8 protein-coding genes are annotated in these 8773 nt (G+C 41.2%); 6 read left to right on the top strand and 2 right to left on the bottom strand.

The features are described from left to right. The first annotated feature begins 442 nt into the window (after positions 1–442). The 3 genes from hisD to hisB all read left to right on the top strand — a co-directional run bounded on the left by hisD (position 443) and on the right by hisB (position 4055). Positions 443–1735 carry a histidinol dehydrogenase gene (hisD, locus tag QX565_RS19500; protein WP_289294024.1) on the top strand — a complete coding sequence of 431 codons (1293 nt, stop codon included), beginning with the start codon at positions 443–445 and terminating at the stop codon, positions 1733–1735. A 13-nt stretch (positions 1736–1748) separates the two neighbouring features. Further along, positions 1749–2786 carry a histidinol-phosphate transaminase gene (gene hisC, locus QX565_RS19495; RefSeq protein WP_289294023.1) on the top strand — a complete coding sequence of 346 codons (1038 nt, stop codon included), beginning with the start codon at positions 1749–1751 and terminating at the stop codon, positions 2784–2786. A gap of 144 nt (positions 2787–2930) precedes the next feature. Next, entirely contained in the window at positions 2931–4055 is a 1125-nt protein-coding gene (hisB, locus tag QX565_RS19490; protein ID WP_289294022.1) for a bifunctional histidinol-phosphatase/imidazoleglycerol-phosphate dehydratase HisB, read from the top strand. A gap of 83 nt (positions 4056–4138) precedes the next feature. On the opposite strand, the gene QX565_RS19485 is transcribed toward hisB, so the two are convergent. Beyond that, a complete protein-coding gene (locus tag QX565_RS19485) occupies positions 4139–6067 on the bottom strand; it encodes an NAD(+) synthase (protein WP_289294021.1) in 1929 nt (642 codons plus the stop codon). Positions 6068–6430: 363 nt separating this feature from the next. Between QX565_RS19485 and QX565_RS19480 the strand changes: the two genes are divergently transcribed. From QX565_RS19480 to QX565_RS19470, 3 genes are all read left to right on the top strand, one after another. Next, entirely contained in the window at positions 6431–6850 is a 420-nt protein-coding gene (locus tag QX565_RS19480) for a Fur family transcriptional regulator (protein ID WP_122202093.1), read from the top strand. A 21-nt stretch (positions 6851–6871) separates the two neighbouring features. Continuing rightward, entirely contained in the window at positions 6872–7429 is a 558-nt protein-coding gene (locus QX565_RS19475; protein WP_002561768.1) for an NADH peroxidase, read from the top strand. Between the two features lie 141 nt (positions 7430–7570). Continuing rightward, on the top strand, positions 7571–8206 hold the full coding sequence (locus QX565_RS19470) for a SagB/ThcOx family dehydrogenase (RefSeq protein ID WP_221648819.1): 636 nt from the start codon (positions 7571–7573) through the stop codon (positions 8204–8206). A 95-nt stretch (positions 8207–8301) separates the two neighbouring features. Here QX565_RS19470 and QX565_RS19465 read toward each other — a convergent pair whose 3' ends face one another. Beyond that, entirely contained in the window at positions 8302–8772 is a 471-nt protein-coding gene (locus tag QX565_RS19465; protein WP_221648818.1) for a thioredoxin family protein, read from the bottom strand. Position 8773 lies beyond the last annotated feature (1 nt).

The following is an 8773-nucleotide window of genomic DNA, read 5'->3' as shown; positions in this document are numbered from 1 at the left end:
CGAACTCGCTTCGCTCAAACAATCGCCCCTTTTTGACGCTTCACTGCGGGCGTTCGCTTGACGGAGAAAAAATGAGGCCGGAGGCCGTTCATCAGCGGATACTGAGGTTTAGGAAGGGGAAGAGATATATGATATTAAAAAGTAAGCATATTGCAATATGATTAATGTAATATAGCATGCTTCTTTAGTAACAAGAAGCATTGTATGCTATCATCCGAATGGGTCCCCCGGCCTCATTTCCGCAGCGTCAAACGGAACGGAGGTGAAAAGCGTAAGAAGGGGCGATTGTTTGAGCGAAGCGAGTTCGAGCCCCTTCAGCTTTTCACCGTAGTGCAGTAGCGGAGGAAATGTAGCCTTGATTTTTTCTTTTGGTATCTTTTCTTTTGCATCAAGGCAAAAGAAAAGTACATCCAATACAACATAACATTATAAACTAATAAATATGAAACAAATAAAATATCCTTCAAGAGAGCAGTGGACCGACATCCTGAGACGTCCCGCACTCAATACGGAGGACCTTTTTGATACGGTGCGCGGCATTATCAATCGTGTTCGTGCTGAAGGAGATGCAGCCGTGATAGAGTATGAAGCTACTTTTGATAAAGCAATTCTGACATCACTTGCTGTGACGGAGGCGGAGTTGGAAGAAGGTGTTGCTCTGGTCAGTGAAGGGTTGAAGGCAGCTATCTCTTTGGCTAAAAAGAATATTGAGACCTTTCATGCTTCACAACGTTTTGTAGGGCGTAAAGTAGAAACAATGGAAGGGGTGACTTGCTGGCAGAAGGCGGTAGGTATTGAGAAAGTAGGTCTGTATATTCCGGGAGGTACAGCACCGTTATTTTCAACAGTATTGATGCTGGCAGTTCCGGCCAGGATTGCCGGCTGTAAAGAGATTGTGCTTTGTACTCCACCTGATAAGAATGGAAAAATCCATCCGGCTATTCTTTTTGCAGCACAAATGGCGGGAGTAAGTAAAATATTCAAAGCCGGCGGAGTACAAGCTATTGCAGCTATGGCTTATGGTACGGAAAGTATACCTAAAGTTTATAAAATCTTTGGTCCGGGCAATCAGTATGTCACGGCAGCCAAACAGTTGGTTAGCTTGCGTGATGTTGCCATTGATATGCCGGCAGGTCCTTCGGAAGTAGAGGTCTTGGCAGATGATTCTGCCAATCCGGTATTTGTGGCTGCCGATCTGCTTTCACAGGCAGAGCATGGAGTAGATAGCCAGGCAGTACTGATCACAACTTCTGAGAAGTTACAGGATGATGTGATGAAAGAAGTGGAACGACAGTTAGCGGAACTGCCGCGTCGTGAAATTGCGGAAAAATCTCTTGCCAACAGTAAACTTATTCTGGTGAAAGATATGGATGAAGCATTAGAACTAACAAATGAATATGGTCCTGAACATCTGATTATAGAGACGGAAAATTATAGGGAGATAGCAGAACGTGTAATCAATGCCGGTTCTGTGTTTCTTGGGGCGTTTTCGCCTGAAAGTGCCGGAGATTATGCTTCGGGAACCAATCATACGCTGCCAACCAACGGTTATGCAAAAGCATACAGTGGTGTAAGTCTGGATAGTTTTATCCGTAAGATTACATTCCAGGAAATCCGTCCGGAAGGTATGAAGGCTATTGGACCGGCTATCGAAATAATGGCAGCCAATGAACAATTGGATGCTCATAAGAATGCCGTATCTGTCCGCTTGGGAGATATCAATTGTAAATCGTAAAATAAATATCCGCATGAAAACATTGCAAGAATTAACTCGTCCGAATATCTGGAAGCTGAAGCCATACTCTTCAGCAAGGGATGAATATAAAGGGGCTACTGCCTCTGTGTTTCTGGATGCTAATGAGAATCCATATAATTTGCCCCATAATCGTTATCCGGATCCATTGCAGTATGAATTGAAAAAAGATTTGGGGAAACTTAAAAAAGCAGCTCCGGAGAATATCTTTCTGGGAAATGGTAGTGATGAGGCTATTGATCTTGTATTTCGTGCTTTTTGTGAGCCGGGTAAAGACAATGTAGTAGCTATTGACCCTACCTACGGCATGTATCAGGTATGTGCCGAGGTGAATAATGTAGAATACCGTAAGGTATTGTTGGACGAACATTTTCAGTTTTCGGCCGATAAGTTGTTGGCAGCCACAGATGACCGGACAAAGCTGATTTTTCTTTGTTCACCCAATAATCCGACGGGTAATGATCTGTTGCGTTCGGAGATAGAGAAGGTGCTGAACAACTTTGAAGGACTTGTAATACTGGATGAGGCATATAGTGATTTTTCGGAAGTTCCTTCTTTGCTTACCAGTCTGAAGGAATATCCCAATTTGGTGGTACTTCAAACGTTCTCTAAAGCATGGGGATGTGCTGCTATTCGCCTGGGTATGGCTTTTGCTTCGGAAGAAATTATTTCTATTCTTAATAAAATCAAGTATCCGTATAACGTCAATCAATTGACACAGCAACAAGCTATACAGATGTTACATAAACATTATGAGGTAGACCGTTGGGTGAAGGCATTGAAGGAAGAACGAAAAGAGTTGGAAAGTGCTTTTGCGGAATTGCCTTGCGTGCTGGAAGTGTTCCCTTCGGATGCTAACTTCTTTCTGGCCCGTGTGACGGATGCTGTGAAGATTTATAATTATCTGGTAGGAGAGGGTATTATTGTTCGCAATCGCCATAATATATCACTTTGCTGCAATTGCCTTCGCGTGACGGTAGGTACACGTGCTGAAAACGGAAAGTTGGTAGAGGCATTAAAGAAATACAAATAATTATTGTAATAATGTGCCAATTAAATAATGTGCCAATATGCCAATTACCATGCGGCATATTTCTATAGCGCAGCCAATTGGCACATTGGCACATTATTACATTGGCACATTATTTAATTGACACATTATTACATTATCATTCCCATGAAGAAAAAAATATTGTTTATTGATCGTGATGGTACGCTTGTTATTGAGCCTCCTGTAGATTATCAGCTTGATTCATTGGAGAAACTGGAGTTTTATCCTAAAGTGTTCCGTAATCTTGGCTTTGTTCGTAGCAAGCTCGATTTTGAATTTGTTATGGTCACCAATCAGGATGGTTTAGGGACCGATTCTTTCCCGGAAGCTACCTTTTGGCCGGCTCACAATTTAATGTTGAAAACTCTGGCGGGTGAAGGCATTACTTTCGATGATATTCTGATAGACCGTAGCTTTCCCGAAGAGAATGCCCCGACTCGTAAACCGCGTACCGGAATGTTGACTAAATACATTGATAATCCGGATTACGACCTGACAGGGAGTTTTGTGATTGGTGATCGTCCTACGGATGTAGAACTGGCCAGGAATCTGGGATGTCGTGCCATCTATCTGCAAGATTCTACTGAGTTACTGAAAGAGAAGGATTTGGAAAATGTCTGTGTACTGGCTACTACTGACTGGGATAAAATAGCCGAGTTTCTTTTTGCCGGAGAACGTAAAGCAGAGGTGCGGCGTACTACAAAGGAGACGGATATCCTTGTTTCTCTGAATCTGGACGGTAATGGTACTTGTGATATCTCTACAGGTCTTGGTTTCTTTGATCATATGTTGGAGCAGATAGGTAAACACTCTGGTATGGATCTCACTGTTAAGGTGAAAGGTGATCTTGAAGTAGATGAACACCATACTATCGAAGATACCGCTATTGCTTTGGGCGAATGTATTTATCAGGCATTAGGAAGTAAGCGGGGAATAGAACGTTATGGTTATGCTCTTCCTATGGATGATTGTCTTTGTCAGGTATGCCTTGACTTTGGTGGACGCCCCTGGCTGGTGTGGGATGCAGAGTTTAAACGCGAAAAGATAGGAGAGATGCCTACTGAAATGTTTCTCCACTTTTTTAAATCCCTGAGTGATGCTGCAAAGATGAATCTAAACATCAAAGCCGAAGGCCAAAATGAACATCATAAAATTGAAGGAATATTCAAAGCATTGGCTCGTGCGCTGAAAATGGCTTTGAAACGGGATATTTATCATTTTGAACTTCCCTCAAGTAAAGGGGTGTTGTAGTAGTGATAAGTGATTAGTGAGCAGTGATTAGTACGATGCAGCGTAATAGCGCAGCCCACTAATCACTAATCACTACTCACTACTCACTGTTTTTCAATTTCTTTCAGCCATGCTGCTGCCGAAGCATCACTTGGCATGCGCCAGTCGCCACGTGGACTGATAGAGATACTTCCTACTTTAGGACCGTCGGGCAAACAGGAACGTTTGAACTGCTGGTTGAAGAAACGGCGGAAGAAGATGAGTAACCATTTCTTGATTGTCTCTTCATCATATACTTCTTTGAATGCCAATGAAGCCAGCATGAATATCTTTGACGGACGAAAACCGAAACGCATGAAATAATAGAGGAAGAAGTCGTGCAATTCGTACGGACCTACCAGATCCTCTGTCTTTTGTTTGATATCTCCATTTTCATCTGCCGGAATTAATTCGGGGCTAATAGGTGTATCTACAATATCGAGTAGGGTAATACATGATGTTTCGTCTACTTCGTTTTCTGCTACCCACTTTACCAGATATTTCACCAGGGTTTTAGGGATACTTCCGTTTACACCGTACATCGACATGTGATCGCCGTTGTATGTAGCCCATCCTAAAGCCAGTTCTGATAAATCTCCTGTTCCGATTACCATTCCTCCTGTCTGATTGGCTATATCCATCAATATCTGTGTGCGTTCGCGTGCCTGAGCATTTTCGTAAGTTACGTCGTGTACATTGATGTCATGGTTAATGTCCTTGAAGTGTTGAATACATGCTTCTTTAATACTGATTTCCCGTACAGTAATGCCGAGTGAGTTCATAAGAGAGATGGCATTGTGATAAGTGCGGTTGGTTGTACCGAAACCCGGCATAGTGACACCAATAATATTTTTGCGGGATAAACCTAATTTATCGAAGGTTTTGACACAGACAAGTAGGGCAAGTGTAGAATCCAACCCTCCTGAGATACCAATTACGGCAGTTTTAGCCCCGGTATGCACAAGGCGTTGTGCAAGTCCAGCTACCTGTATTGAAAAAACTTCTTCACAACGTTCATTCAATGCTGCTTCTTGTGGGACAAATGGATGCCTCTCAAATGTACGTGTCAGGTTCAGTTCTTTGCTGTTTACAAACTCCGTAGCAATACGCACAGGCTTTTTATCTGCCGGAATATTTCCTTTACTTGCTGCGAATGTTGTATTAATACGCCGTTCGGCGCGCAGATATTCTACATCTATTTCGCTAATAATCAATTGCTCTTCAAAACTGAAGCGATCATTGTGTGCCAATTGGTTACCATTTTCATAGATAAGTCCGTTTCCGGCAAAGACTACATCGGTAGTAGACTCTCCGAATCCGCAGGAAGAGAATACATATCCTGAAATACAACGTGCAGATTGTTGGCTGATAAGCGAACGGAGGTAACTGTTTTTACCTATCCCTTCATTGTCGGCAGAAAGATTAAATATGATTTCGGCCCCTTGTAGCGCAAGTGTTGAGCTTGGAGGTATGGTAGACCATAAGTCTTCGCATATTTCAATCCCGAAAATAGTGTCTGATGTTTCGAATAACAGATTTGTACCCATTGGGATGATTTGTCCGCAAAGTCGTACATTGGTTTCTGCTACTTGCAGGGCAGAGGTGAACCAACGCTGTTCGTAAAACTCTTTATAGTTGGGCAGATAGGTTTTGGGGACTACACCCAGTACTTTACCTTTCTGGATAACTACGGCTGCATTGATAACAGTAGAATTTACGATTACCGGCATTCCTAAAATAGAGATGATGTCCAGCTGGCGGGTATTATTTAATATTTGCATCAGTGCCATTTCTGCTTCTTCCAGCAAGAGCTGCTGGCCGAAAAGATCGCCACAGGTGTAAGCGGTAATACACATTTCGGGAAAGGTGATAATCTGTACTCCTTTGCCATCTGCAACTGCTATCAGGCTTTCGAGTTGTTTGGCATTGAAATTACAGTCCGCTATTTTAACGCGGGGCACTGCTGCCGCTACTTTTACAAATCCGTAGTTCATAATTGATAAATATTAAAATGTAATGTATTAACACATTATTATTTGCGTTGCAAAATTAGGAAATTGTTTTGATATATTCGTTTGATAGTATCTAAAAGGATATTCTAATTAATCTAATGCTTGCAGACTACGCCTTGTCTGCAAGGAGGCAAGGCGTAGTCTATATACCTCTTCCGGAAAACAACCTGATTGCACTTAAACTGGTATATTCTGACTACCTACTACCATAATCTGATTACTTGTAAAAAATGTAGCTATTTTTTATAAAATTTATTAGCCAATTATTTGCAGAAATAAAAGAAACCTTTATCTTTGCTTCAAATTTAAAATTGTAATGATTACAATTTTGTATAAATAGAGCCTATGAAGCCATATAACCGATTATTAGAGTACAACATAAAACCTTCCATGCAGCGTATTGCCATTATGGAATATCTGATGGAACATCGTACACATCCGTCGGCTGATGAAATATATACAGCTTTATCTCCCTCAATGCCAACGCTTTCGAAGACAACAGTATATAATACGCTAAAACTGTTTGCAGAGCAGGGGGCGGCTCTGATGCTCACTATTGATGAACGTAATGCTAATTTTGATGCAGATACTTCACCGCATGCGCATTTTATTTGTAAAAGGTGCGGAAATATATATGATTTGGAACTTCCTATTGAAATAAAGGAGGTTATAGGTCTGCAAATGGATGGGCATGAGATAACTGAAATGCATTACTACTATAAGGGTATTTGTAAGAATTGCTTAAAAAATATACGTATTGACTAATTAATTAAAATTAAAGACAAAATGAAGAAATTTAGATGTACTGTATGCGGTTACGTTTACGAAGGTGACGCAGCTCCTGAGAAATGTCCATTGTGTAAAGCACCTGCCAGCAAATTTGTAGAAGTGGTTGAAACTGAAGGTGGTGCACTTACTTTTGTTGACGAACACGTAATTGGCGTTGCCAAAGGTTGCGATGACGAAATGATTAAGGATCTGAACAATCACTTCATGGGCGAGTGTACAGAGGTTGGTATGTACTTGGCTATGAGCCGTCAGGCTGATCGCGAAGGTTATCCTGAAGTAGCAGAGGCTTTCAAACGTTACGCTTGGGAAGAAGCAGAACATGCTTCTAAATTTGCTGAGCTGCTGGGTGACTGTGTATGGGATACTAAGACTAACCTGGAGAAGAGAATGAACGCCGAAGCTGGTGCTTGCGAAGATAAAAAACGTATTGCTACCCGCGCTAAAGCATTGAATCTGGATGCTATTCATGATACTGTTCATGAAATGTGTAAAGATGAGGCACGTCACGGTAAAGGTTTTGAAGGACTTTACAACCGTTATTTCGGAAAGAAATAATAAATATATAGTTCACAAATGAAGAAAAGGCTTGTGTCTGTTTAACAGATGCAGGCCTTTTTTATTAAACTTTCTTAGAAAAAGATTGTAATCACTAAGATACGGTTATATTTGTGCATAAACTTTTAAAAACCACAGATTATGAGGAAAGTACAACTGCTATTATTGTGCCTGTTTATCTCAATGGCTACATTTGCTGCTGATAAAGTGATCCGGTTGCCTAAACCGAATTTGAACCGTAATAGTGAGGTGATGCAAGCATTTGCCAACCGTCATTCTACGCGTGAATATGCTGCGAAAGCGTTAACTCTTACTGATTTATCAGACTTACTTTGGGCTGCCAATGGTATAAATCGTCCGGAAGAAGGAAAACGTACAGCCCCTTCGGCGATGAACAAACAAGATGTAGATGTTTACGTAGTACTGCCTGAAGGTACTTATTTGTATGAAGCTAAAGCTCATCAGCTGAATCTGGTGGCTGAAGGAGATCATCGGGGAGCAGTGGCAGGAGGACAGGCTTTTGTAAAGTCGGCACCCGTTTCTTTATTGCTGGTTAGTGATTTGTCTCGTTTGGGTGATGCCAAGAATACCCATACTCAGTTGATGGGGGCTGTGGATGCAGGCATCGTTTCGCAGAATATTTCAATCTTTTGTTCTGCTGCCAAACTAGCTACTGTACCACGGGCTTCAATGGATACTGCTAAATTGAAAAGTGTATTGAAACTGACTGATACTCAGTTACCATTGATGAATCATCCGGTAGGATATTATAAATAGTGATAAATGATTAGTGATAAGTGATTAGCTAGTTGCGTTATAAACGCTGCATAGCACTAATCACTTATCACTAATCACTTATCATTTATCACTACTCACTGCTTCAACAAGAATTCGTCTATTGCTTTTTTGTAGGTGGCTTTATCTGCTGCACCACGGAAAAGTTGTGGCTCTCCATTCATTGGGATGAATACAAAGAGAGGAATACTTGTTGCATTAAACAAAGCTGCTAATTCCTTTTCTTTATCCACATTAACTTTATAAATTACGATCTTGCCGTCGTATTCCTTTGCCAGTGACTTCATGATAGGTGCTGTCATTCGGCAAGGACCACACCAGTCTGCGTATAAATCAATAATGGCAGGTTTATTACCTTTGTATTTCCATTCTTTGGTGTTCTCGTAATCAAATACATCCTTAATGAACATATCTTTATTCATTACGATTACTTCACCGCTTTTTACCTCTTTACCTTGTTGATCTGCATTTATCTTGCTTCCATCATTGAAAGCGTAAATAATTACGCTGACCATGACAAAAGCTACCATAGCTAATACCTTCTTCATT

It is taken from the genome of Bacteroides sp. 41_26 (genome assembly GCF_949740115.1).
Taxonomy (GTDB): Bacteria; Bacteroidota; Bacteroidia; order Bacteroidales; family Bacteroidaceae; genus Bacteroides; species Bacteroides nordii.
Note: the sequence above shows the minus strand (reverse complement) of the source record. Positions and strands in the feature narration are given on the sequence as shown.